At 44.9% G+C, this 24,503-nt stretch carries 19 protein-coding genes and 1 tRNA gene; 14 read left to right on the forward strand and 6 right to left on the reverse strand.

Features of this window, described 5'->3' with window-relative positions:
• Positions 1 to 114: 114 nt before the first annotated feature.
• Both D7Z94_RS10720 and D7Z94_RS10725 read left to right on the forward strand, forming a co-directional pair.
• Entirely contained in the window at positions 115 to 1,422 is a 1,308-nt protein-coding gene (locus D7Z94_RS10720; RefSeq protein ID WP_120711552.1) for a hypothetical protein, read from the forward strand.
• 55 nt (positions 1,423 to 1,477) lie between these two features.
• A complete protein-coding gene (locus D7Z94_RS10725) occupies positions 1,478 to 2,230 on the forward strand; it encodes a hypothetical protein (RefSeq protein ID WP_147415874.1) in 753 nt (250 codons plus the stop codon).
• Between the two features lie 29 nt (positions 2,231 to 2,259).
• Here D7Z94_RS10725 and D7Z94_RS10730 read toward each other — a convergent pair whose 3' ends face one another.
• The 3 genes from D7Z94_RS10730 to D7Z94_RS10740 all read right to left on the reverse strand — a co-directional run bounded on the left by D7Z94_RS10730 (position 2,260) and on the right by D7Z94_RS10740 (position 4,212).
• On the reverse strand, positions 2,260 to 3,081 hold the full coding sequence (locus D7Z94_RS10730) for a GNAT family N-acetyltransferase (RefSeq protein ID WP_120711554.1): 822 nt from the start codon (positions 3,079 to 3,081) through the stop codon (positions 2,260 to 2,262).
• A gap of 32 nt (positions 3,082 to 3,113) precedes the next feature.
• On the reverse strand, positions 3,114 to 3,734 hold the full coding sequence (locus D7Z94_RS10735; protein WP_158594623.1) for an outer membrane beta-barrel protein: 621 nt from the start codon (positions 3,732 to 3,734) through the stop codon (positions 3,114 to 3,116).
• An 85-nt stretch (positions 3,735 to 3,819) separates the two neighbouring features.
• On the reverse strand, positions 3,820 to 4,212 hold the full coding sequence (locus D7Z94_RS10740) for a DUF1801 domain-containing protein (RefSeq protein WP_120711556.1): 393 nt from the start codon (positions 4,210 to 4,212) through the stop codon (positions 3,820 to 3,822).
• A gap of 442 nt (positions 4,213 to 4,654) precedes the next feature.
• Between D7Z94_RS10740 and D7Z94_RS10745 the strand changes: the two genes are divergently transcribed.
• Both D7Z94_RS10745 and D7Z94_RS10750 read left to right on the forward strand, forming a co-directional pair.
• Positions 4,655 to 12,265 carry an FG-GAP-like repeat-containing protein gene (locus D7Z94_RS10745; protein ID WP_120711557.1) on the forward strand — a complete coding sequence of 2,537 codons (7,611 nt, stop codon included), beginning with the start codon at positions 4,655 to 4,657 and terminating at the stop codon, positions 12,263 to 12,265.
• Between the two features lie 37 nt (positions 12,266 to 12,302).
• Positions 12,303 to 13,181, forward strand: coding sequence for a PorP/SprF family type IX secretion system membrane protein (locus tag D7Z94_RS10750; RefSeq protein ID WP_120711558.1), 879 nt, complete (start codon positions 12,303 to 12,305; stop codon positions 13,179 to 13,181).
• Between the two features lie 344 nt (positions 13,182 to 13,525).
• Here D7Z94_RS10750 and D7Z94_RS10755 read toward each other — a convergent pair.
• A tRNA-Ser gene (locus D7Z94_RS10755) sits at positions 13,526 to 13,610 on the reverse strand.
• On the reverse strand, positions 13,574 to 13,843 hold the full coding sequence (locus D7Z94_RS10760) for a GIY-YIG nuclease family protein (RefSeq protein ID WP_120712019.1): 270 nt from the start codon (positions 13,841 to 13,843) through the stop codon (positions 13,574 to 13,576). The genes D7Z94_RS10755 and D7Z94_RS10760 overlap by 37 nt, the downstream gene beginning before the upstream one ends.
• 375 nt (positions 13,844 to 14,218) lie before the next feature.
• Here D7Z94_RS10760 and D7Z94_RS10765 point away from each other — a divergent pair, with 375 nt between their 5' ends.
• From D7Z94_RS10765 to D7Z94_RS10810, 10 genes are all read left to right on the forward strand, one after another.
• Entirely contained in the window at positions 14,219 to 15,994 is a 1,776-nt protein-coding gene (locus D7Z94_RS10765; protein ID WP_147415875.1) for a tetratricopeptide repeat protein, read from the forward strand.
• A 76-nt stretch (positions 15,995 to 16,070) separates the two neighbouring features.
• A complete protein-coding gene (locus tag D7Z94_RS10770; RefSeq protein WP_245967180.1) occupies positions 16,071 to 16,844 on the forward strand; it encodes a sterol desaturase family protein in 774 nt (257 codons plus the stop codon).
• A 7-nt stretch (positions 16,845 to 16,851) separates the two neighbouring features.
• Complete coding sequence (locus D7Z94_RS10775) at positions 16,852 to 17,781, forward strand: M43 family zinc metalloprotease (protein ID WP_120711560.1); 930 nt, start codon at positions 16,852 to 16,854, stop codon at positions 17,779 to 17,781.
• A 13-nt stretch (positions 17,782 to 17,794) separates the two neighbouring features.
• Positions 17,795 to 18,247 (forward strand): hypothetical protein, encoded by a 453-nt coding sequence (locus tag D7Z94_RS10780; protein WP_211341776.1) that lies wholly within the window; start codon positions 17,795 to 17,797, stop codon positions 18,245 to 18,247.
• Positions 18,248 to 18,290: 43 nt separating this feature from the next.
• Positions 18,291 to 19,298, forward strand: a complete 1,008-nt coding sequence (locus D7Z94_RS10785) for a glycosyltransferase (protein WP_120711561.1) — start codon at positions 18,291 to 18,293, stop codon at positions 19,296 to 19,298.
• A 130-nt stretch (positions 19,299 to 19,428) separates the two neighbouring features.
• On the forward strand, positions 19,429 to 21,351 hold the full coding sequence (locus D7Z94_RS10790; protein ID WP_120711562.1) for a BatA domain-containing protein: 1,923 nt from the start codon (positions 19,429 to 19,431) through the stop codon (positions 21,349 to 21,351).
• Positions 21,348 to 22,601 carry a dihydroorotase gene (locus tag D7Z94_RS10795; RefSeq protein WP_120711563.1) on the forward strand — a complete coding sequence of 418 codons (1,254 nt, stop codon included), beginning with the start codon at positions 21,348 to 21,350 and terminating at the stop codon, positions 22,599 to 22,601. Before D7Z94_RS10790 ends, D7Z94_RS10795 begins: the two co-directional genes overlap by 4 nt.
• 42 nt (positions 22,602 to 22,643) lie before the next feature.
• Positions 22,644 to 22,955, forward strand: a complete 312-nt coding sequence (locus D7Z94_RS10800; RefSeq protein WP_120711564.1) for a hypothetical protein — start codon at positions 22,644 to 22,646, stop codon at positions 22,953 to 22,955.
• Positions 22,956 to 23,025: 70 nt separating this feature from the next.
• Positions 23,026 to 23,349 (forward strand): hypothetical protein, encoded by a 324-nt coding sequence (locus tag D7Z94_RS10805; protein WP_317125774.1) that lies wholly within the window; start codon positions 23,026 to 23,028, stop codon positions 23,347 to 23,349.
• Entirely contained in the window at positions 23,350 to 24,009 is a 660-nt protein-coding gene (locus D7Z94_RS10810; protein ID WP_120711565.1) for an alpha/beta hydrolase, read from the forward strand.
• Here the strand turns inward: D7Z94_RS10810 and D7Z94_RS10815 are convergent.
• Positions 24,006 to 24,500 (reverse strand): hydrolase, encoded by a 495-nt coding sequence (locus D7Z94_RS10815; protein WP_120711566.1) that lies wholly within the window; start codon positions 24,498 to 24,500, stop codon positions 24,006 to 24,008. The genes D7Z94_RS10810 and D7Z94_RS10815 overlap by 4 nt on opposite strands.
• Positions 24,501 to 24,503 lie beyond the last annotated feature (3 nt).

Raw genomic sequence — 24,503 nt, forward strand, 5'->3', positions numbered from 1 at the left:
TATTTTACCAGTGAAAAAGCCACAATCCAAAGCAGGTTTGAAGTGGGGTCAAAGTAAGGTCATTCTGGGGAATTGGTATTTTTTTGTCCTCAATTGTGTTAATTTTATGGTTGTATGAGTCGGTCTGAACGTGATTATATCGAATTGTGTAAAAAGCAACTGGAAGAAAAATTTTCCTTTGGAAACGGACAGGGGTATTCCCAAAAGGATCTGGAGCTTCTTTCGAACTATATAGAAGAAGAAAAAGGATTGTATATAAGCCTTTCCACGCTTAAGCGACTTTGGAAAAATAGTTTCAAACAAGGTCCGCAATTGGCAACGCTCAATGCTTTGGCAAAGACCTTGAATTACGAAAACTGGCAAGATTTTAAACTTAAAAACAAGGATGACAAGGTTGTACATGCAAATACCCCCCTAAATTCCAATCAGGGTCATGGATCTGTTTCTTCAAAACTCCGTAAACCGGGTGCGGCTTTCCTTTTTGCACTACTAATTATAGTACTAATCCTCTTTGTTTATGGTCCAAAGGAAAATACATCCGTGTTAAAAGGCAGTATTTCCATTAACGGTCCCGTAGTTTTCAAAGCGGACAAAACACTGTCCCGTGGCGTACCCAATACCTTTGTTTTTAACTATGACGTTTCCCAAGTACAGGCAGATAGTTTTTTTGTTCAACAAACCTGGAATGATAAAAAAAAGGAAAGAATAGATCCAAGGGGAACAGTTTTCACCAGTATTTACTACGAATCTGGATTTCACAGGGCCCGACTTATTGCCAATGATAGTGTTATTGCCATGCAGCCTGTACATATTTTAAGTGATGGATGGGAACCCCATGTGTATTATGATTCGTCCGATGAACGCTTCGTAGATTTCAAAGGGGAATCATTTATTACTGAAGGGAGATTTCATTTACCCAAGGATTTGCTATTGAAAAAAAACGTTGATACCAGTCAGTATTTTATAACACGAATAGGCCATAGTAAGGCATATGAAGTTTCCTCGGACAATTTTGAATTCAATGTCCGTACTAAACTGGACACCATGAACAATTCAAATTGTCCTTGGTTGAATGTTTTGATCGTTACCGAGAAAAATGCCTTTAACATAGAATTGGTCCAGAAAGGATGTGAGGCATATGCTTCCTACCATATTGGGGAAATACGCAGGAACGGAAAGGTTAACGACCTTTCCCTACTGGGACGGAACATTTTTGAATGGCAGGAACTAAACCTTTCTGTAAAGGAAAAGAATGCCGAGATTAGAATAAATGGTGAATCCAGCTATTTCGAAACTTTTAAAGAGGATTTTGGAAAGGTCATGGGCCTGATATTTATTTTTGAAGGTAAGGGTTCCATTGATCATGTAAAACTTTCGGATACTACGGGTACCATTTCATTTGAAGATAATTTTGAAAAATGATCCGTTTTTTACCTATTTCCACTTGTAGGTGGGCGAAAAGTTAAATAGAAAAATCATGAAATTTAAGTTGGTACCTCTTTTGGAGAAAATGGAGGAGTTTTATCTTCTTCCGAACAATAGGAAGCGCTTTCATGACTATCTGGATATTTTGCTCGATGAAACCAAAAAGGACATTGCCCTACCTATTGCGGCATTTAACCCCATGGGAAAGGAAATAGTCCTAAAAAAGATAAGGGAGCTCATTCGGATAGAAACGGAACCCTTGATTAGTGAGCTTATTGATACCGTGAACTCAACACTTACAGGTACCATCGACAGGAAAATTAATTTGGCCGTAAACCTTGTTGATGACGTAGGTGGGGCTTGGTCCAACAGGCATACGACCGATTTTTCCAGTAAATTCAGTTTTGAATCGATTCTTAAAAGAAACTTTTGCCTCCCCCACTTTTGGACCAGTGAGCCATTTTCCAAGGAATTGGTAGTTAGGCGCACCCAAGAATATATGTATCGAACACAGTATCGGCTGGAAAACGAAAAACCGGAAACACTCCGAGAACATATAGATCAGGAGGTATTTGTACAAAACAATTTGAACCTACCCATCGGTATCGGATTAGACGAAAAACCCCTGAGGACAACTGAAAGCCTACTTAAAGGAAATCTGGACTCTATGGATCATGGTTTTATCTTCAATTTCTTTTATGGGGATGAGGCTTGCGAAAAACTAGGTTACAAAACCTATGGTTTTCCAAAAAATTCCGGATTCAACTATGCAATCCATTTGGCGAAAAAAGGACTCAAAAAGTGACTTACCCAGAACACCCGGCTATGTCCCTTTTATATTTCCATTCGCATTTCAAACTGATCTATGGTATTGACCAGTCCGATTGCACGTAATTGCACAAGTTTATCCGTCAATCTTTCGTCAACGTTATTGACCTTTAGAGTACTTGAAATCCGATGTGTCCCAGAGAACAGTCGGTTCCAAGCGTCTTTATTTTCTTTTAACACATCAAATTGTACCAAATAACCCGTATTGGGATGTATAATAAAAAAGGATTCCGGTATTGTATCCGTCACGACATGAAAAAACTTATAGTTGCTCCTGAGTATAGATTCCTTTTGATGGTCCCAGGAATAGAAACCCTGGTTAGGCAAATTCGCCCAGTCAACCTTTTCCAGTTCTACCTCTGTTAAGGCCACAGTCTCTATATTTTTTGGGTTAATGATGCCTTTAAAACATTGGTACGTTCGGTAGGTCTTAAACCCGATACCCGTATAGGACCGAATCGCCTTCTTGTTTTTGATAATTACCTCCAAGACGCAATTTGTTACCCCGATGCGCTTTAAATCAGCGAAAGCGTACTCATAAATGGATCGGGTTATTTTTCGCCCACGGTAATCGGGGATTACCCCGGTACCTGTATTGAAAGCTGTAAGCTTCCCATTCCTATGGTCAATGGCGTGTATCACAAACCCTACCAGTTTCTCCCCGTCGAACATGCCATAGGAAAAATTAAAATCCACCTTGGCGGCCTTCCAACGTTCCTTATAATAGTTGCCATCGGTGGGTACAGTCACAAAATAGTCTTGGAAGGCGAGCAAAAAGCTCTCCAAAACCAATTCAAAATCCGTATTTCCCAGGTTCTTGGCTATCATCGTACCAGAAGGTGTCCGTAAAAAGTTTTCATTTATAATAAGGCATAACCCAAATAGAGTTGAAATCCAGTATTTCGCAGACTATTGATTTTGCCAACACCCAAATTATAGCGAAGTCCAAGGTTTAGCTTAGCCGTGGCACTGAAGGATAGTTCAAAATTTCCGGAAAGACTTACATTGTCAATGGGTTCATTTTGGGTGAAAATAATGCCGTCAATGACCAAAAACCTGTTTTCATCGGAAATCAACAAACCCAATTGGGGACCAATCAGAAAATCCAATTTTTTGAGCAATCTGGTTTTAAATAGAACAGGGAAAATCAAATATTGATCCCTTACCTTTTGGTTCAATTCTACCGTTCCTATCCGTGTACCGTTTCCGTCCCCGATCCCATAGGATTCCATATGTATATTTTGAACGGAATACAGTACTTCCATTTTTAAACCGATATGGCGGTTAAATGTAAAGTCCGTGAAAGCCCCCAAATCCGGACCAAATTGGTTGTTGAATTCCATGCTTTCCAAATCCACCATCTTGGGCATGGTATAATTCATTCCAATTTTTAATCCAAATGCGACCTTGAAATCTCCTTGTCCCATTATGGTATTCAAGTTCACAATAAAAGCCAGGAGTATAAAATGGTAATTCTTCAATTTATAATGTTTTAATAGGGTAACTAAGGTTTGCAAAATAGAGGTCGAAGATACTAACATGCATTGGAACATGTGAGGTATTGTGCTATTTTAAACGTTCTAGAACTCCCTTTCTTTTGTAGATATTTTTATAATCCCATTGGATTTTACGCGCTTTTTCCAACCATCTTTTTATATCTTCTTCTATGATTTGGTCGGAAGACGAATACAGAATAGAGGCATCCTTAAATTTGCCGGTCCCAGGTTTCAGCTCTTTTTCATCAAAACTTGCCCCGCTCCAGAACATGAGCCGAATGCCAGCCTTTAACTTGCTATACCCGACTATGGGATTTCCTTCAAAAAACCAAACCGGATGTCCATGCCACATTCTATTCTCCGCTTCGGGTAGAAATTTGTTGATCAAAAGAGCCAACTTTGTACATATTTCTTGTTCCCCGGGAACCTGATTTTCATTAAATGCCTCAATATCTTGATTCATTTCCTGTAGTAACTTAATTTGAGTGAAAAATTTAAAGGGGTCATCAACAACACTTTCATCCTAGAGCTAAGGTAGTGGATTTTTGATGTTTATAAGCGTCTCATTTTTTGATACGATATTCCCTTAAATATTTCTTTTCAATCCCAGATATTGACGTAAGTCTATTTTGCTTGGAACGCCCGAAACTCCTTGCTTTATTTAGAATTTATACTACGCTTTAAATCATAGAGTATTATCTCTTTTTTTTACATTCGGGATAAACCGTATCGACCCAATCGGAAACCAACGGTCAGCCGGGTTTCTGGTAATTTCATTCAGATGAAAATTAATGAAAAACATAGTATATAAAGGGATTTACAAATATTTTTTTTAGCAGGAAAAACAACATATCCATCTCATTTAGCGTTGTAGCTATCGTTTAACACATTAAATCCCCCGAATTGTGAAAGCAAAAAACCTACGAACAAAAGATCGAGTATTTACTATACTCTTATTACTGGGCATATCGTTTACCGTTATTTCCCAGACCGATCCTACGGTTGAGGCTACTGCCCCGGCCGTCAATGCTCTAAACGCGGATAATACCGCTGACATCGGCCTTACTTTTAGCGAAACTATGGATGCCGCTACTCTTAACGCGGCCCATGTAAAGATTTCCGGTAATTACGGCCGGCCCCTGGGCTTTGGTACTCCCAGTGTAAACGCCACCACGGCTGTCTTTGACCCCGATCGGAATTTCTTTCCCGGTGAGGTGGTCACCGCCACCCTCACTACGGGAGTGGCAAGCAGTACAGGAAACCCCCTGGCAAGTTCTTTTACATACCGTTTTACTACCGGTGTAAGCCTGGATAGCCCCGGAGAGTTCCCCAATGGGCAAAACACCATTACCACAGCGGCAGCCCGAGCCCAAGATGTGACCGTTGCCGATTTGGACGGCGATGGGGACTTGGACGCGGTCTCGGCTTATGGTAGCAACATTGCCTGGTACAAAAACGATGGTAGCGGGAATTTCGACGGCCAACGGACCATTAACGTAGAGGTAAATGGAGCCACCGCCTACGCTGTGAACACTGGAGATCTGGACGGCGACGGGAACCTAGATGTGCTCTCGGCTTATGGTAGCAACATTGCCTGGTACGCAAATGACGGGAACGGGAACTTCGGCGGCCAACAGATCATTACCATGGCGGTAAGTGATCCCAGAAGTGTGACCACCGCCGATCTGGACGGCGACGGGGACCTGGACGTGCTCTCGGCTTATGGTAGCAACCTTGCCTGGTACGAGAATGACGGGAACGGGAACTTCGGAGGCCAACAGATCATTACCATGGCAGTACGTGATCCCAGAAGTGTGACCACCGCCGATCTGGACGGCGACGGGGACCTGGACGTGGTCTCGGCCTCTTTATTATTCGGTACTGTTGTTTGGTTCGAGAACGATGGGAACGAGAACTTCGGCAGCCAACGGACCATTGCCACAAAGGCAAGTGGAACTTATAGTGTGACCACTGCCGACCTGGACGGCGACGGGGACCTGGACGTGCTCTCGGCTCATGCATCAGCTTCCACCATTTTTTGGTTCGAGAACGACGGAAACGGGAATTTCGGCGAACGGGCCATTACCACAGCGGTAAATGACCCAAGAAGTGTGACCACCGCCGATCTGGACGGTGACGGGGATCTGGACGTGCTCTCGGCCTCTTTCGCTGCTGGCACCATTACTTGGTACGAAAATAGCGGGGACGGGAACTTCGGCGGCCAACGAAGCGTTACCACGGCAGCAAATGGAGCCATCGCTGTGGCCACCGGTGATCTGGACGGCGACGGGGACCTGGACGTGCTTTCGGCCTCTTTTTTTGATAATCATATTGCGTGGTACGAGAATGCAGTGCGCTCTTCTCTTACGGTAACGGCCACCGATCCGGCCGCCAATGTCCTTGGCGTGGATAATGCCGCTGGCATTGGCTTTACTTTTACCGAAGTTCTAGATGCGGCTACCCTGACTGCGGACAATATAAAGATTTCCGGGAATTACGGCCGGCCCCTGGGTTTCCGTGCTCCCAATGTAAACGCCACCACGGCGGTCTTTGACCCCGACCGGGACTTCTTTCCAGGGGAAGTGGTCACCGCCACCCTCACGACGGCAGTAGCAAGCAGTACTGGGAATCCCCTGGCAAGCCCTTTTACCTACAGCTTTAACATCGGTGTAAGCCCCGATAGCCCCGGGGAGTTCCCCAATGGACAAAACACCATTTCTGAGGGAACTTCGGAGTCATCCAGAAATGATGTAACCACCGCAGATCTGGACGGCGACGGGGACCTGGACGTGATTGCAGCTTCCGAAAATAACGGAGGCGTGTGGTATGAAAATGATGGGAGCGGGAACTTTGGTACCCCACAATCCATTACCTCGGTCGGGGGTTCATTCAGAAGAATAATCCCTGCCGATCTGGACGGCGACGGGGACCTGGACGTGCTCGCAAACACTTCAGGCGATAAGTCTATTGACTTTTTCTTAAACGACGGGACCGGGAACTTTATCGAAGGTATGGGTTTTAGGGCTAACCGTTTATTTGAAGGTTTTACTGTCGGTGATTTAGATGGCGATGGGGACCCGGACATACTCGCGGCCTCTTCTGGTAAGCTTGCATGGCACCCCAATGAAGGGTTAACGTTTTCGGGTGCCCAAAGGATTCCGGCAATTTTCGGTAATGAACAGATCATTGATGGACTGTTAACTCAAACTAGTGCAGTTGCCATAGCCGATTTGGACGGCGACTGGGACCTGGACGCACTCGTAATCTCTTTTGACAAGATTGCTTGGTACGAAAATGATGGGTATGGGAACTTTGGCACCGGACAGACCATTACCATAGGAGCAGCAAGAGCTCAAAATGTGATTGTGGCCGATCTGGACGGCAATGGGCAACTGGACGTAATCTCCACTTCCACCGAGGATAACAGTATTGCATGGTACCCAAATTATAATGGGAGATTCGGTTCCCAACGGACCATTACCGGAGCGGTAGATGGAATCCAGGATGTGACCGTTGCCGATATGGACGGCGACGGGGATCTGGATGTACTCTCGGCTTCTTTTGATGATAACAAGGTGGCCTGGTACCCCAATGATGGGAGCGGGAATTTCGATGATCAACTGAATATTACCACGGAGGCGCTCGGAGCTTTAAGTGTATCCACCGGCGATCTGGACGGCGACGGGGACCTGGACGTGCTCTCGGCCCATACCAATAATGGCACTATTGCCTGGTACGAGAACGCAGCATCCTCTCTTAGGGTAACGGCCACCGATCCGGCTGCCAATGCCCTTGGCGTGGACAATACCGTTACCCTGGGCCTTACTTTTAATCAAACTATAGACGCCACTACCCTTACGGAGGGCAATGTAAAAATCTCCGGAAATTATGGCCAACCTCTGAGTTTCCCAGCTCCCAGTACAAACGCCACCACGGCGGTCCTTGGCCCCGATCGGGACTTCTTTCCCGGCGAGGTGGTCACCGCCACCCTTACCACGGGGGTAGCAAGCAGTGCAGGAAACTCTTTGGCAAGCCCTTTTACCTACCGCTTTACCGCAGGCGTAAGCCCGGATAGCCCAGGAGAATTCCCCAATGGGCAGAATATAATTTTCGAATATTTTAGAGGATCGAATAGAAACGATGTGACCGTTGCCGATCTGGACGGCGACGGAGACCTGGATGTGATTTCGGCCTACGAAATCAGAGATGGGGCCGCCTGGTTCCCCAATGATGGGAGCGGGAACCTTGGTGCCCCACTAATCCTTGACTCGGGTCGGTATTCATTCAGAAGAATAATCCCTGCCGATCTGGACGGCGACGGGGACCTGGAGGTGCTCGCAGTGACAACAGCAGATGGCCTAATTGACTGGTACCTAAACGATGGGAGCGAGAACTTTACTAATGGTATACCAATTAGCTTTGATGGTAGTGCAGTTAATATCGTTAAAGATTTGGCTATCGGCGATCTGGACGGCGACGGGGACCTGGACGTGCTCTTGGCCTCTTTAAATAAGATTACCTGGTATCCAAATGATGGATTAACGTTTGATGTCTCACGTATTCCGGCCATTTTCGGTACCGAAAGGACCATTACTACGGCAACGGCCGGAGCCAGCGGAGTGGCCACCGGCGACCTGGATGGCGACGGGGACCTCGACGTGGTCTCGTCCTCGGCCGAGGATAACAAAATTGCCTGGTACCCCAATGATGGGAGCGGAAACTTCGGCACCCAACGGACCATTACCCAAGCGGAAGCAGGGGCCGAAGATGTGATTGTGGCCGATTTGGACGGCGACGGGGACCTGGACGTAATCTCCACTTCCGCCGATGACAACAGGATTGCCTGGTACCCCAATGATGGGAACGGAAACTTCGGTACCCAACAGACCATTACCACAGCGGTAGATGGCATCCGGGATGTGACCGTTGCCGATATGGACGGAGACGGGAACCTGGACGTACTCTCTGCTTCCTTTAATGATAACAGGGTTGCCTGGTACCCCAATAATGGGAACGGCAACTTCGGTGATCAACAGACCATTACCACAGCGGGAGCGGGAGTTGGATACCTCGCTGTAGCCACCGGTGATTTGGACGGCGACGGGGACCTGGACGTGTTCTCGGCCCGTTCCGATGCCACCATTGCCTGGTACGAGAATGCAGGATCCTCTCTTACGGTAACGGCCACCGATCCGGCCGCCAATGCCCTTGGGATTGACAATGCCGCTACCCTGGGGCTTACTTTTAACCAAACCATAGACGCCGCTACCCTGACTACGGACAATATGAAGATTACCGGTAATTACGGCCGGCCCCTGGGCTTCGGTACTCCCAGTGTAAATGCCACCACGGCGGTCTTTGACCCCGACCGGAATTTCTTTCCCGGAGAGCAGATCACCGCCACCCTTACCACAGAGGTAGCAGGCAGCGCGGGGACCTCCCTAGCCAGCCCATTTACCTATAGTTTTACCGCCGGTGTAAGCGCAAATAGCCCCGGGGAATTCCCTAATGGCCAGAATACTATTTTTGAAGGGGCAAATTCATCGAATAGAAATGATGTGACCGTTGCCGATCTGGACGGTGACGGGGATCTGGATGTGCTCGCGGCCCACGAAGAAAGCCTCGGAGGTGCCTGGTACGAAAATAACGGGAACGGGAACTTTGGTGCCCTACAGTCCATTGACTTTGGCAATGGTTCGCTCAGAGGACTAATCACTGCCGATATGGACGGTGATAGGGATTTGGATGTGCTAGCACTAGCCGACTCTGATACACGAATTTCCGTATACCTAAACGACGGGAGTGAAAACTTCATTACTACCGTGGGCTCAGTACACTACAATAGGATTGGAGATATTGCGACCGGTGATCTTGATGGTGATGGGGACCTGGACGTCCTCTTATCCTCTTTCCATGATAACAAGATTGCCTGGTATCCCAATGACGGGCTACAGTACCTTGGTGCCCAACGGACCCCGTCCATCTTCGGTAGCGAACAAACTATTACTACGGCAGCGGCCGGGGCCAACGGGGTAGCCATTGCCGATCTGGACGGCGACGGGGACCTGGACGCGCTCTCGGCCTCTGCCAACGATAACAAGATTGCCTGGTATCCAAACGATGGGAGCGGAAACTTCGGTGCCCAGCAGACCATTACTACAGCTGCAGCTGGAGCTCTGGATGTAATTGTTGCCGATCTGGACGGCGACGGTGACCTGGACGTGCTCTCCACCTCTGCCAATGATAACAGGGTGGCTTGGTACTCCAATGATGGAAACGGGAATTTTGGTACGCAACAAACCATTACCACAGCAGTAGATGGAATCCAGAATATGACCGTTGCCGATATGGACGGCGACGGGGACTTGGACGTAATCTCTGCTTCCTTTAATGATAACAGGGTGGCCTGGTACCCCAATGAAGGGAGTGGGAACTTCGGTGATCAACTGAACATTGCCACGGAAGCGCTCGGAGCTTTAAGTGTGGCCACCGGAGATCTGGACGGGGACGGGGACTTGGACGTGCTCTCGGCACGTTCCGATAAAGGCGGCATTGCCTGGTACGAAAATACAGGGGCCACAACCTTAACGGCGAACTGCACGGAACCCTTTACGGTACAATTGGACGCCGACGGTACGGCCAGTATTACTGCAGCCGATGTCGACAACGGTTCCATCGGGGCAACGAGTATGGACATCGATATCACAGATTTTGATTGTTCCAACCTAGGTGAAAATACTGTAACGCTTACAGTGACCAATGCCTCAGGCGCTATGGACACATGTACCACCACCGTTACCGTGGAGGACTCCATTGCTCCTGTTGCCGATAGGGCCTCCCTATCTGATATAACCGGTGGATGCGGCACAACGATCATCGAGGTCCCCATGGCAACCGACAACTGCGGAGGGACTATTTCCGCTACCACCAACGATTTGTTGACCTATAATGAACAAGGCACCTTTACCGTGACCTGGACCTACGATGACGGCAACGGGAATACAAGCACCCAAACGCAAAACGTTATCGTGGAGGATTCCATTGCTCCTGTTGCCGATATGGCCACACTGCCAAATATAACAGGCGGGTGCGGGGCAACCGTAACAGAGGTGCCCACCGCCACCGACAACTGTGCGGGGACCATCACCGCCACCACCGACGATCCGTTGGCATACCCCGAGCAGGGGACCTATACCGTGACCTGGACCTATGACGACGGCAACGGGAACACGAGCACACAGGAACAGACGGTCATCGCGGAGAACTCCATCGCCTCAGCAACGCCCGATATGGACACACTGCCGGATGTAACGGGCGAATGCGGGATAACGATTACAGAGGTGCCCACCGCCACCGCCGACTGCGGGGGGACCGTTGTAGCAACGACGGACGATCCCCTGGAATACGACCGACCGGGAACGTTCACCATTACATGGACCTACAATGTCGGCAACGGGAACACGAGCACACAGGAACAGACCGTGATCGTGGAGGATGCCATTGCCCCTGTCGCGGATATGGCCACCCTGCCCGATGTGATCGGCGGGTGCGGGGCAACGGTAACGATATTGCCCACAGCTACAGATAACTGCGCGGGGACCGTTACCGCCACCACGGACGATCCGTTGACCTATCCCGAACAGGGTACCTATACCGTGACCTGGACCTATGACGATGGTAATGGGAATACCAGTATGCAGACGCAGACCGTCATCGCAGAGAGTTCCATCGCCCCTCCAATACCCGATATGGTTGCCCTAACGGAGGTAAGAGGAGAGTGTAGTGCAACGGTAACGGCCGTGCCAACGGCGACGGACAACTGCGCAGGGACCATTATAGGGACGACGGACGATCCCCTGGAATATGACCGACCAGGAACGTTTACCATTACCTGGGCCTACAGTACCGGCAATGGGAATACAAGTACACAGACCCAGACCGTCATCGTGGAGGACACCATCCCTCCAATTGCAGTTGCACAGGATATTACCGTTGAACTGGACGAAAACGGACAGGCGACCATCACCACGGAGGATATCGACAATGGAAGCACGGACAATTGTGGTATTGCGGACCTTTCCTTGGACACGGCCATTTTTGATTGTCCAGAACTGGGCGATACAAACGTAGAACTGACCGTTACCGATGTCAGCGGCAATAGTAGTTCGGCCAGTGCCACGGTTACCTTTATCGCCCCGGACAACGATTCGGACGGTGTGGCCGATGTATGCGGTCCCGAAATGTCCATCATTCCTGGACAGGGGGTCTCCCCCAACGCGGACGGTATCCACGATACTTGGGTAATCGAAAACATCACCGACCATCCCGATGCGTTGATCAAGGTGTTCGACAGGAATGGTAGAGAGGTTTTCAGCACCAACGACTACCAGAACGATTGGGGAGGTACAGAAGGAAACGGTAGCAGCCTACTCCCGGTAGGATCCTACTACTACGTCGTCCATCTCCAGCAGCCAATTGCCCGGAACATTACCGGATGGCTATACCTTAATTATTGATTTATTACAATTTCCCCAACAATCCAAAAAAACAATCATGAAAAACATACATATATTAATTCTTCCATTTCTGTTCTTGATACTAGTCAACTTCTCGGCAAGTGCACAGCAGGAACCCCTGTATACGTTGTACAGGTACAATACCAACTTTTTCAACCCGGCGGCCTTTGGGCTCAACGAGAGGATGGAGTTCAGGTCCAACTTCAGGAACCAGTTCTCGGGCATCGAACAAGCGCCCGAGACACTGGGCCTCTACTTCGGGGTCCCGGTAAACGATCGTATCGGTATCGGAGCCACAGTTGTCTCGGACAAGGTGTTCATAGAGAGTACCACCTCCTTGTTCGCCAGCTTTGCCTATGGGGTACAGCTTGATCGCTGGACTTGGCTTCATTTTGGGGTACAGGCGGGAGGTACCTTCGTCAATATCGATTTCAATAGCCTGGATCAGGCCATCGATCCCGTGTTCGCACAGAACGTAAACGACTTTAATCCGAACGTGGGTGCCGGGGTATATCTAAAAGGTATGGATTATTTCGTGTCCCTTTCCTCCCCCAGGATATTGGCCTCGGACCGCATCGATGATGAGAGCGGGGTGCTGACCGTGGCCCGTAGCCGACCGCAATTCTATCTGAGCGGGGGTTACCACTTTGCGATCAGCGACAATGTCGTATTTACCCCGTCCACCTTGTTGCGCTTTTCCAATGAGGAAACCATTACCGATGTAACGGCAGCCTTTAAAATTTTAAATACCATAGAGGTGGGCGCCAACTACAGGGTAAATAGGGCCTTTGGAGGGCTATTGTACCTGACCGTCCAGGAATGGCTGGAAATTGGCTACGCCTACGAGACCAATTCCGGGGCCATAAACGTATCGGAGGAAGGGACCCACGAGATCGGGGCAACCCTTAAGTTCTGATCAAGACAAAAAACGTCGATATAATGTATTGAATTAGTATTTTCCCAACATTCAGTATACAATAGTAAAGCTAAACTGTTTATAGGGTTTAGGACATTTCTTTAATTTAAGTTGTTTTGCAATATAGGTATGGGAGTATTGCAAAATCAAAAAGCCCGATTTCTTAACCGAAATCGGGCTTTAGTATGCGGAGGAAGAGGGATTCACTTTGTGTTCCCTTGACCTCCTATGCTGCAAATGCAACTTTTAATTCCTTTGGAATTAACATCTTAAAAGAAAAAATCCCATCCAAGTAGACTTGGCGGGATTTTCTTTTTAAGCTACAACAAAGTTGCGCTTGATTGCGGAGGAAGAGGGATTCGAACCCCCGGAGGTGTGACCCTCAACAGTTTTCAAGACTGCCGCATTCGACCACTCTGCCATTCCTCCAAAATAGATTTGAGCCTTTTTCGGCCCCAACCTGATTTATAATATTTTTCCTTTTTCCGGGCTTCCGTTACATTCTCGGCCCGTTCCAAATAAAACCGCTGCCACGGCACATATCTCTTCGTAAAACCACTCTTCCCGGCATTGTGCTCCCTCAATCTCCTATCCGGGTCATTTGAAAGCCCGACGTAAATCTTGTCGTAACGCTCGCTCCACAATGCATAAACAAAATACATCCGCCCTACATTTGCCGCATTCGAGAACGTGGTCTGCCATTCCTCCAGTATGTTATCTCCTACCTGAGAGGGCCGTGCCCTCCGAAGCACCGCCTCAGCGGCGCGAAGGAGGGTGCAAATATAAAAACCTTTTTCCGTTCTTTAAAGATTTATATCCTTTATTATTTACATTCCTTTTAGGAGTATAACCCATCTAATTACAGGCCTATGGGGATACAAAAATAAAGATGGAAAACAAGAAAATATCAAATTGGAGGCAACCAAGTGGACCGTATGGTATCTCAACCCAAACCTTCAATAAATTATCCAAAAGCATATCATTTTGTATCTTTAAATTTGCAAGGGACCTGAATTCTAATAAATTAAGCGAATATAGTGGAACTAATAGGCCACAAAGAGACCACAATTGCCGTATTGCCCTTTCGATTTTTAGGGGACACTATGCGTATGAGTCCTATTATTAATGGATTTACCGAGGATCTTATCATCAATTTTTCAAAGTTTATTGGCCTTTCGGTCATCTCTCAATACTCAACACAACACATAGCAGATGCTGCGGATACGGGGGCCATATCTCGGTTAGGAGCGGATTACATTATAACAGGTACTTTTAGGGCCCTTGGTGATAACTTCCGTATTGGGGTACAGCTCATCCGTACACGGGACGACAAAGTGGTTTTTGCCAGTAATCATGATGAGACCTTGGAGGCTATTTTAAACACTCAGGACGCCATAACCCAACAAATGGTAAGTGTGCTACAACGCCAGATAGACCATGATCTGCTTTCCTATTCGTATAAAAAACCTTCCGTAGATCTGGCAGCATATGAAAATTGGCTTTTGGGCAAGCATCTTTTAAAAAAAGGTACCGTTGAAAGTGACGCGGCGGCCCGAGAACATTTTGAGGCGGCATTACGTATAGATCCTGGATTTGCCCGTGCCTATTCCGGAATTTCACTGTCCTATTTTAACGAATGGAGCTGCCAACTGTGGGATCGGTGGGAAGTAAGTCAAAAAGGGGCACATGAATTTGCCCTTAGAGCCATTGAACTGGATGAAAACGACTACGTATCCCTTGCCGTTCTGGCTAGGACCTATCTGTATTTAGGGGATTATGACAAATCCGAACTTTTTCTGAGAAAATCCCTAAGAATGAACCCCAATGATGCCGATAACCTTATCCAAATTGCCTTTTATCTTGTCTATTTGGGCTATGCAAAGGAGGGCGAACAACTGTATCTAAGGGCAAAAACCTTGAACCCGTTACACCCCGAGGTATATCTCCCTTATGGCTCCTTCATCTATTTTGAATTGGGTGATTTTAGAAAGTCCATAGTATTGGGGGAAAAGGTAAAGGACGCTTCAGTTTGGACAGATTTTTCGGCTTTTATGGCAGCAGCCTATTATCACCTTTCGGAATGGGATAAAATGCAGCAGTATTGGCAGAAATATCTAACACTCTTTGCGAAAAACATCAACGCGGGTAAAAATGCCACGGACAAGGAAGCTCTGGATTGGCAGATAACCGTTAATCCATATAAGGCAAAGTCTAATTTGGAGCCTTTCTGGAGTTATATGGATAAAAATGCCCTTGCTCCCCTAAAATCTCAATCGTCTCAGAAAATTGCTTCCGGAAGTTTTATACGTAACGGTGAGCTATGGAACCTGGAATATGCGAACCAATCAGTTATCGTTAAGGATGCCAAGGGGCTTCATGATATTGCAAAACTTCTGCAATACCCGGAGAAGCAGATTCATTGTTCGGAATTAATGGGAATCATCTTAGATAGTCCCGGTAATAAGACATTGGACACCAAGGCAATTGGCGATTATAAAAAACGTATACGGAATTTGCAATCACAAATGGAAGAAGCGGAAGATGTTGGGGATGGTATCGTATATAACGAGCTTCGCGAGGAATATGAATCGCTATTGGCCTATTTGTCAAAAGCCATGGGCATGGGAGGTCGAGCAAGAAAAACCGGGTCTTCCCTGGAAAAGGCAAGATCTGCGGTTACCTGGCGGATTCGCACTACGATCAAAAAAATTGAAAAAGCCAATCCTCAACTGGGAAAACATCTTTCAAATTCCATAAAGACTGGCACCTTTTGCAGCTATGTCCCGGAATCCACCCATAATTGGACCATTTAAGAAACTTACAAGGAGAACTTACATTGTAAGTCGTGAACTTTTGCCTTAGGTAGTGTAAACCTAATAAAAACAAAAAATGGAAACTATTTTACAGAACATGCCGACGCCATGGGAAATTTTAATCGATCCCATTTCACTTATTGTATTGGGCATGTATGGTGCTTTAATGCTATGGGAAGCAATTTTACCCGCTAGAAAGTTGCCTCAAATGAAGTATTGGAAGCTAAGGGGCCTAACATCCTTTGCTGTGTTTTTCTATCTGTCCTCGTACCTACCATTGATCTGGGATACCTATTTAGTAGAATATCAGGTTTTTGACCTCACCGCTCTAGGTACGGTTTGGGGAGCGTTCGTGGGTGTTATGATCTATGAATTTGGCCTATACGTTTGGCACAGGAGCATGCACAAGAATACTGCGCTTTGGAAGATATTTCACCAAATGCATCATAGCGCGGAGCGAATGGATAGTTACGGTGCATTTTATTTTAGTCCTATGGACATGATCGGTTTTACCTTTTTGGGTAGTCTCTGCTTAGTGGTAGTGGCCGGTTTTACACCTGAAGCGACTACATTGTTTATCTTGACCACTACTTTCTTAGGTATTTTTCAACACAGCAATGTTAAGACCCCAGCCTGGCTGGGATATATCATCCAAAGGCCGGAAGCACACACGGTACACCATGCCAAGGGGATACATGCCTATAACTATTCCGACATTCCTCTGTTCGACATCATCTTTGGAACCTTTAAAAATCCCAAGGGCTATACCCATGAAACTGGGTTCTATCCCGGGGCATCGACAAAAGTCTGGGACATGGTACGATTTAAAGATGTTAATAAGACAAGTTAGATAGGGCATGACGCCACGAACGAACGGAAAAATCCAGGTGCAAATAGCTCTTTGCATCTGGATTTTGATTTCCTCCTGTACTAAAGATAGCACAACAACTCCAGTAACGCCCGAGCCCGGAGATGATATCGTATTTCTTCCTGTGGTGGTGCATGTGATCCATTCGGGTGAAAGTGCTGGAACAGGGCCCAACCTTTCCAAGGAACGTATTATCAAACAGATAGAAATACTGAACGAAGATTTTAGAAGAAAGGAAGGAACCAAGGGTTATAATGATCATCCAGATGGGGAGGATGCAAAAATTGAATTTGTTTTGGCGAAACAAACCCCGGATGGTAAGTCAACTAATGGCATAAACCGGATTGATACCACTAAAGTGAAAATTCCCGATTTGGGGTATAATCAAAACCATTATGCACAATATGCTTACTGGAATCCAAGTGAATATATCAATATTTGGACCACTCCATTACCCGAATCCACGGAGTGTCTGGTTTTAGGCAATGCCACAGGACCGGAAACGGATCTTCCCGGAACTCAATATTTGGCATTGCCAGGCCCCAAAGATTCCGAGGGTATATTGGTCAATTGGATTCACTTTGGAGAGTCCGATATCGATTGCCATGCAAAATATGGTAGAACCTTGACCCACGAAATGGGTCATTACTTAGGGTTGTTGCACACTTGGGGCGGCAAGGATTGTACTTTCAATGACTATTGTGATGATACCCCCGCGGTAGACGATGCCATTTATGGCCGTACACCTTCTACTGGTTGTAACGGGGAAACCGTAATGATTGGGAACTATATGAACTATACCGATGATGAAGTGATGAATATCTTTACTAATGATCAAATAGCTAGAATGCACTATGTCCTGAAAAATCATGATGGGCGTAATTCCTTAATACAAAGTATTGGACTTAAAAATCCATAAAAAAATCTTTAACATGTCCTGTACAAGACCAAATTACCAGCATAGCGAACCCTTAGTAAACCATTTTCAGGTTAATGATGTGATGTTCGAAAATAGATTTGAAGAAGGGAGCCTCCCTCCTTCCCTATTTACCCATGAGGCACATTTAAGGTTGGCCTGGATCTATATAAAAAACTACGGAGAGGAAAAGGCAGCCGCTAAGATAAGTCGTGAAATAGAACAGTTTGATAAATTGCACGGTAGAGGTGATAAATTCAACAAAACGGTTACCATTGCCGCGATTAAAGTAGTTGATCATTTTGTTGGTAAATCAAAGTCCAAGGATTTCAAATCTTTCATTCAAGAATTTCCAAGATTAAAAACGGCTTTTAAGGAGTTACTACGTACACATTATAGTCGTGATATCTTCACATCCAAGACAGCAAAGGTTCAATTTATAGAACCCGACCTACTTCCGTTCCCATAGTTGTTACGATTGGATACCACGGATTTTGTATAAATTGCATCTCATGCAGGATCCTTTGGTAAGCATACTCATTCCCTTTAAAGACACGGCCCGTTTTCTTCCCGAATGCCTGGATTCAATTTTGAACCAGGAATATACCCAATGGGAGGTTTTGGCCATAAACGACCATTCCACAGATGATAGTTGGGAGGTGGTTAATACTTTTGTAGAAAAGGATTCGCGAATCAGCGTTTTTAAGAATGAGGGTAAAGGTATCATAGATGCTTTACGGACGGCCTATGCAGAAAGTCAAGGTATCTTCATAACCCGTATGGACTCTGATGATGTTATGAGTCCCAACAAACTACAAGTACTTGTACAATCCCTTTTGAAAAAGGGAAAAGGTCATTTGGCCGTTGGGCAAGTACGTTATTTTTCGAACAGAGGCATTAGCAATGGGTACGAGCGCTATGAACAATGGCTTAACGGGCTAACCCTAAGCGGAAGTAACTATTCCGAAATCTATAAGGAATGCGTGGTTCCCTCCCCTTGCTGGATGGCATATCGTGAGGATTTGGATGCCTGTGGTGCTTTTGATCCAAACCGATATCCGGAGGATTATGACCTTACCTTCCGGTTTTATGAAAAAGAACTTAGCTGTATTCCCTGCAATCAGATTTTGCATTATTGGCGTGACTATGACACCCGCACTTCAAGAACCAGCGAGCACTATGCCCAGAATTACTTTCTGGAAATTAAATTACACTATTTCCTAAAATTGGAATATGACACCAAACGCCCCTTGACCATTTGGGGTGCAGGGAACAAGGGCAAGGAAATAGCCAAAGGCCTTTTAAAACGAAACATTGCGTTTTTCTGGCTCTGTGACAATCCAAAAAAAATAGGAAAATCGATCTACGGAATGGAAATGTTACATTACACTGCATTGCAAGGTTTGAAAAATCCCCAGAGCATTGTTACGGTGGCCAATGAAAAAGCGCAAAAAATGATTCGAGATTACTTTTTGGAATTGAGACAAAAAAGCGGAAAGGATTACTTCTTCTTTTGTTAGGAATGGTTCAAAGCGAACCGAAGGAGGGTTATCCCTTTATGCCACAAGTAATTGAACAAAATTTAAATATACCTTAAACTTTCAACTTTCAATCTTGGAATTCCTTATATTTGCCCAATCAAATTAAGGAATGCAGTTTAAGTATCCAGAACTCCTTTGGGCCCTATTTTTACTACTGATTCCGATTTTCATCCATCTTTTTCAGCTACGTAGGTTTAAGAAAACGCCATTTACCAACGTAAAACTTTTGCAACGGGTTGTAGCGAAATCCCGCAAGAGCAAAACGCTAAAGAAATGGTTGCTCCTCCTTACCCGATTGTTTCTTTTTGCTGCCTTGGTTTTGGCATTTGCACAACCCTTTTTTGCGGAAAGAACCGCATTCCAAAAAAAGGAGATCGTTATTTATTTGGATAACTCCTTTAGTATGCAAGCCAAAAAGGATGGGAATTCGTTACTAAACAATGCTGTTCAGGAATTGATCAAATCCATCCCCGAAAGCCATAATTTTACACTTTTCACCAATGAAAGGATATTTGAGGGTGTTACAATTTCCGGTATTCAAAATGACTTATTGACCCTCCCCTACTCGAAAAATCAGTTGCAATTGGATGAAATTTTACTAAAGGTGGGAACTTTTTTCAACACAGACGGTGAAACCATTCAAAATATAATTCTCATATCGGATTTTCAACAAAGAATGGCATTGCCCCAAAAGGATTCTCTCCGTGATGCTAGAACACATTGGGTACAAATGTCTCCGGACAATTCCAAAAATGTATCCCTAGATTCGGTTTATCTAGTAAATCAGGGGTCGGAGAATTTGGAGTTGGCCGCAACGCTGAGCGCGGATAAGGAAACCAAAGATATCCCGGTTTCCTTTACAAATGGGGAAGACCTTGTAGCTAAGACAGCAGCTATATTTGATGACAATGGCAAGGCAACCGTTAATTTCACTTTGGGAAAAGATGAAATAATCCAGGGTAGGTTGGAAATTATGGATACTGGCCTTGTCTATGACAACCAGCTTTTTTTTAACATTGATGAAAAAGAAAAAATAAAGGTTCTCGCCATAGGTCCTGAAGACAGTCAGTATTTGGGACGCATTTATAGGGAAGATGAGTTTCTTTTTACTTCCGCCACATTGCGGACCTTGGATTATGGAATTTTGGAAAATCAAAACTTAATCGTCCTCAATGAAATAAAAGAGATTCCATCTGCCTTGTCCACCAGTTTACGCTCATTTACGGACAATGGAGGATGGCTGACCATAATTCCGACCGCAGATATGGATATAGCCTCCTACAATGCATTGTCCTCCAATTATTTTTCCACGAATTATGATCAGAAAATCAATTTAACACGGAACATTACCACCATTGCTTTTTCCCACCCGTTGTACCAAAACGTGTTTGAAAAGGATGCCACCAATTTTCAATATCCCCAAGTAAGTTCTTTTTATAAGATAAACACATTTGCTCCAGCTGTTCTTGGCTTTGAAGGCAATACCCCTTTTTTACTGGGTAGCAATGGGACATACTTTTTTACGGCTTCGATTTCTTCGGAAAACTCAAATTTTAAGAATTCTCCTTTAATAGTGCCTACTTTTTATAATATGGGTAGTAATAGTCTAAAACTGCCCGAACTCTATATGTGGATGGACGGGCAGATTCAGGTTGATGTTTCCACAGCCCTGCAAAAAGACGAAATCCTAAAGGTAGCCAAGGATAATTACGAATTTATTCCCCTCCAAAAATCATCGGCCAATAAGGTCTCCTTAACATTTCAAGAAAATCCCAATACAGATGGAGTCTATCGTATCCATAAAAATGGTGAGATCATAAAAAATATCAGTTTTAACTACCCCAGGGCAGAAAGTGCACTAAATTATTTAGACGTAAATGTCTTGAGCGAAAGCTCAAATGCATCTTCCATAAGCTCGTTCTTTGATGCAATGGAAAAAGACAGTAGTGTAAAGGAGCTTTGGAAATGGTTTGTTATTTTAGCACTGCTATTTTTATTGGTTGAAATACTCATCCAAAAATACTTCCCATGAATATACTTTTAAAGTCCGTTAAAATACTGGATCCCAGCAACCCAGGTCTTCATACAAAAAAGAGGGATATCCTAATAAAAGACGGTAAAATTGAAAAAATAGCGGTCAAAATAGATGCAGAAAACAAGATAACGACAATAGCTAAAAGAAACCTACATGTTTCTCCAGGTTGGTTTGATGGTGCAGTGAATTTTGGGGAACCGGGATTTGAGGAAAGGGAAACCATTGCCAATGGTCTTTCCACTGCCGCTAAGAGCGGGTTTACCGATGTAGTCCTAAATACGGGTACAAATCCGGTACCGGATGGTAGCCCTGATATTGCATTTCTAAAAAATGCAGGTAAAGGGAGGGCTACCAACCTACATCCATTGGGGTCTTTGACCGTAAAAAGCGAAGGAAGGGATCTAGCGGAGCTTTATGATATGAAAAATGCAGGGGCCATAGGGTTCTATGATTTTAAAAAGCCGCTATCCAATGGCAATCTTCTAAAAATTGCGCTCCAGTATGTTCAAGGTTTTGATGGGTTAGTATATTCTTTTCCATTGGATACTCAAATCGCTGGGAAAGGGAATGTAAATGAGGGTGAAGTATCTACCAAATTGGGGCTTAAAGGAATTCCATCCCTTGCCGAAGAGCTTCAGATTGTACGGGATCTTTTTATATTGGAATATACGGGGGGAAGATTGCATATCCCTACCATTTCGACTGCCAATTCGGTAAAACTGATTTCGGATGCAAAAAGAAAGGGGCTAAACGTGAGCTGCAGTACTGCCGTTCACAATCTTTGGCATACCGATGATACATTGAAAGATTTTGATTCCGATTATAAGACCACTCCTCCACTTCGCAACGAAAAGGATATCAGGGCACTGATCAAAGGGGTTAAGGATGGGACTATAGATTTTGTGGTCACAGATCATATGCCCATGAATATAGAGCGGAAAAAAGTAGAGTTTGACCATGCCGCCTATGGCACCATTGGCCTGGAAAGTGCCTTTGGGGCCTTAAATTCAATTTTTGGAGCCGAGGCAACGGTCGATATATTGACCCGTGGAAGAGAATATTATGCTCTTGAAAAACCGGAAATAAAAGAAGGTGCAATGGCTTCGATCTCTTTGTTCGATCCGGATGAAACCTACATTTTTGCGCAGGAACATATAAACTCTACTTCCAAAAACAGTATCTTTTTGAACAGTGAGTTAAAAGGCAAGGTTTATGGTATCATCAACAATGGACAATTGATATTTTAACTAACTTTAGATTACTAAACCAGCAACCTTAATTTTTAAAAGATGAATCAACAAACAAAAGAAGACGGAAAAACAATTGCCATAATTGCCTACATCACCATTATCGGATTGATAATCGCATTTATTATGAACAATTCCAAGAATAATCCCTTTGCTAAATTTCATATTGGGCAATCATTTCGAATTGCGGTTTTGGGAATCGCCAACTCTGTTCTAAGCACTATGCTGCCTTCTTCCCTGTCCATTGTTTCTACCATAATTGGACTAGGCGTTTTGGTCCTATGGATACTTGGGCTAATAAATGCCATTAATTTAAAGGAAGAGCCTGTTCCCATAATCGGGAAAATAGGATAGTCCAATTTCTGATTTTTTTACATGCATAAGGCCCATAGGGTCTTATTTTTTAGAACTAATTCGTTGTAAAGTGAAAGAAACAAACGAAGGAAAGACCACGGCCATCATAGCCTACTTAACCATGGTGGGGGCTTTGATCGCCATTACCATGAACGCAGAACCTAAAAATAGTTTTGCCAGGTTCCATACCAAACAGGCCTTTGGTCTCCATTTGTGCTTTTTAGGCTTTGCCCTTTTTCTGAGTGTTTGGTTCAACCCTTATGCCTGGTATGGGCTCTACATCTTTTATCTTGCACTTTGGTTTTATGGTTTTTTAGGTGCCTTAAAAGGAGAGGAAAAAACGATACCGGTCCTTGGTCTTTATTTTCAAAAATGGTTTACTTTTATTCCCTAGATGACAACGGCCCCATTATCATTGGAACATCTTATTAAACCTTCTTCCATAACGGAAGGTATGCCTCCTGTACTTTTCATGTTCCATGGCTATGGCAGCAATGAAGAAGACCTGTTTTCCTTTGCATCGGAACTTCCCAAAGAGTTATGCGTTATATCAGTTAGGGCTCCATATGCCCTACAACCCTTTGGTTTTGCCTGGTACGCTATTAATTTTGATGCGGAACAAGGGAAATGGAGCGATGATGACCAAGCCAGGTCTTCCCGGGAAAAAATTCTGTATTTCATTGACGAAGCCTGCAAAACGTATCATCTGGATGCGGACAATATAAGTTTATTGGGTTTTAGCCAAGGTACTATCCTTAGCTATGCCGTTGCCCTCTCCTATCCCGAGCGGATAAAGAATGTAGTTGCCCTTAGCGGGTATATCAACCAAAATATTTTGGCAAAGGGGCATGAAAACAAGAAATTTAATCACCTAAAAATTTATGCATCCCACGGACAAGTAGATCAAGTAATTCCGCCGGAATGGGCCCAAAAAGTACCAGGGTTTTTGGAGAACCTTGAGATAGAACATATGTATGAAGAATTTCCCGTGGGTCATGGGGTGTCTCCCCAAAATTTTCATTCATTCAGGAAATGGTTGGGTGAACGTATCTAAAAAGTACTTGAGTACAACAAGTGATTGGATAGCGTGAAGTCTATTCCCAGATCATCCTTTAGTTCATACTCCAGAATTATTTCGCCCCAATGTTTGCCATCGGTAAACTCCGCCAAAATCCAACGATGGTTCAATACATTGATTTTGTTGATTTTGAAATCGCCCTCCATACCTTCATAGGGTATCAGCGGATTATCACCTTTTCTTTCATTGGTCTCCAATAACTTATCGGCAATATAGCGTTCCGGATTTACGAGATTTAAATGATCATAGTACTCCAAGGCATAATCATTGTTTTCCAAGGAAAAATGTTGTACATCAAAAATTTTAATATTCAATTTCTGAAGGGAATCCTGGAGCCGTGCGGTCTCTGTCTCCAACTTTTCAATTTGGGTATCCTTGGCCTTTTGCATATTTCCGCTACTTACAAAAAGATACAGGCCGATTAGGGCCATAAAAACAAATAAGTAAAGAAAGATTTTATTTTTCATCTT

The sequence above is a fragment of the Ulvibacterium marinum genome, from assembly GCF_003626755.1.
GTDB classification, from domain to species: domain Bacteria; phylum Bacteroidota; class Bacteroidia; order Flavobacteriales; family Flavobacteriaceae; genus Ulvibacterium; species Ulvibacterium marinum.

Bases quoted from the DNA above. Each gene is read 5' to 3' on its own strand.
- D7Z94_RS10775 (WP_120711560.1), top strand. From the start codon at position 16,852: ATGACGCCACGAACGAACGGAAAAATCCAGGTGCAAATAGCTCTTTGC.
- D7Z94_RS10815 (WP_120711566.1), bottom strand. From the start codon at position 24,500: ATGAAAAATAAAATCTTTCTTTACTTATTTGTTTTTATGGCCCTAATC.
- D7Z94_RS10795 (WP_120711563.1), top strand. From the start codon at position 21,348: ATGAATATACTTTTAAAGTCCGTTAAAATACTGGATCCCAGCAACCCA.
- D7Z94_RS10720 (WP_120711552.1), top strand. From the start codon at position 115: ATGAGTCGGTCTGAACGTGATTATATCGAATTGTGTAAAAAGCAACTG.
- D7Z94_RS10725 (WP_147415874.1), top strand. From the start codon at position 1,478: ATGAAATTTAAGTTGGTACCTCTTTTGGAGAAAATGGAGGAGTTTTAT.
- D7Z94_RS10760 (WP_120712019.1), bottom strand. From the start codon at position 13,843: ATGTATTTTGTTTATGCATTGTGGAGCGAGCGTTACGACAAGATTTAC.
- D7Z94_RS10800 (WP_120711564.1), top strand. From the start codon at position 22,644: ATGAATCAACAAACAAAAGAAGACGGAAAAACAATTGCCATAATTGCC.
- D7Z94_RS10790 (WP_120711562.1), top strand. From the start codon at position 19,429: ATGCAGTTTAAGTATCCAGAACTCCTTTGGGCCCTATTTTTACTACTG.
- D7Z94_RS10750 (WP_120711558.1), top strand. From the start codon at position 12,303: ATGAAAAACATACATATATTAATTCTTCCATTTCTGTTCTTGATACTA.
- D7Z94_RS10740 (WP_120711556.1), bottom strand. From the start codon at position 4,212: ATGAATCAAGATATTGAGGCATTTAATGAAAATCAGGTTCCCGGGGAA.
- D7Z94_RS10785 (WP_120711561.1), top strand. From the start codon at position 18,291: ATGCAGGATCCTTTGGTAAGCATACTCATTCCCTTTAAAGACACGGCC.
- D7Z94_RS10770 (WP_245967180.1), top strand. From the start codon at position 16,071: ATGGAAACTATTTTACAGAACATGCCGACGCCATGGGAAATTTTAATC.
- D7Z94_RS10810 (WP_120711565.1), top strand. From the start codon at position 23,350: ATGACAACGGCCCCATTATCATTGGAACATCTTATTAAACCTTCTTCC.
- D7Z94_RS10780 (WP_211341776.1), top strand. From the start codon at position 17,795: ATGTCCTGTACAAGACCAAATTACCAGCATAGCGAACCCTTAGTAAAC.
- D7Z94_RS10730 (WP_120711554.1), bottom strand. From the start codon at position 3,081: ATGATAGCCAAGAACCTGGGAAATACGGATTTTGAATTGGTTTTGGAG.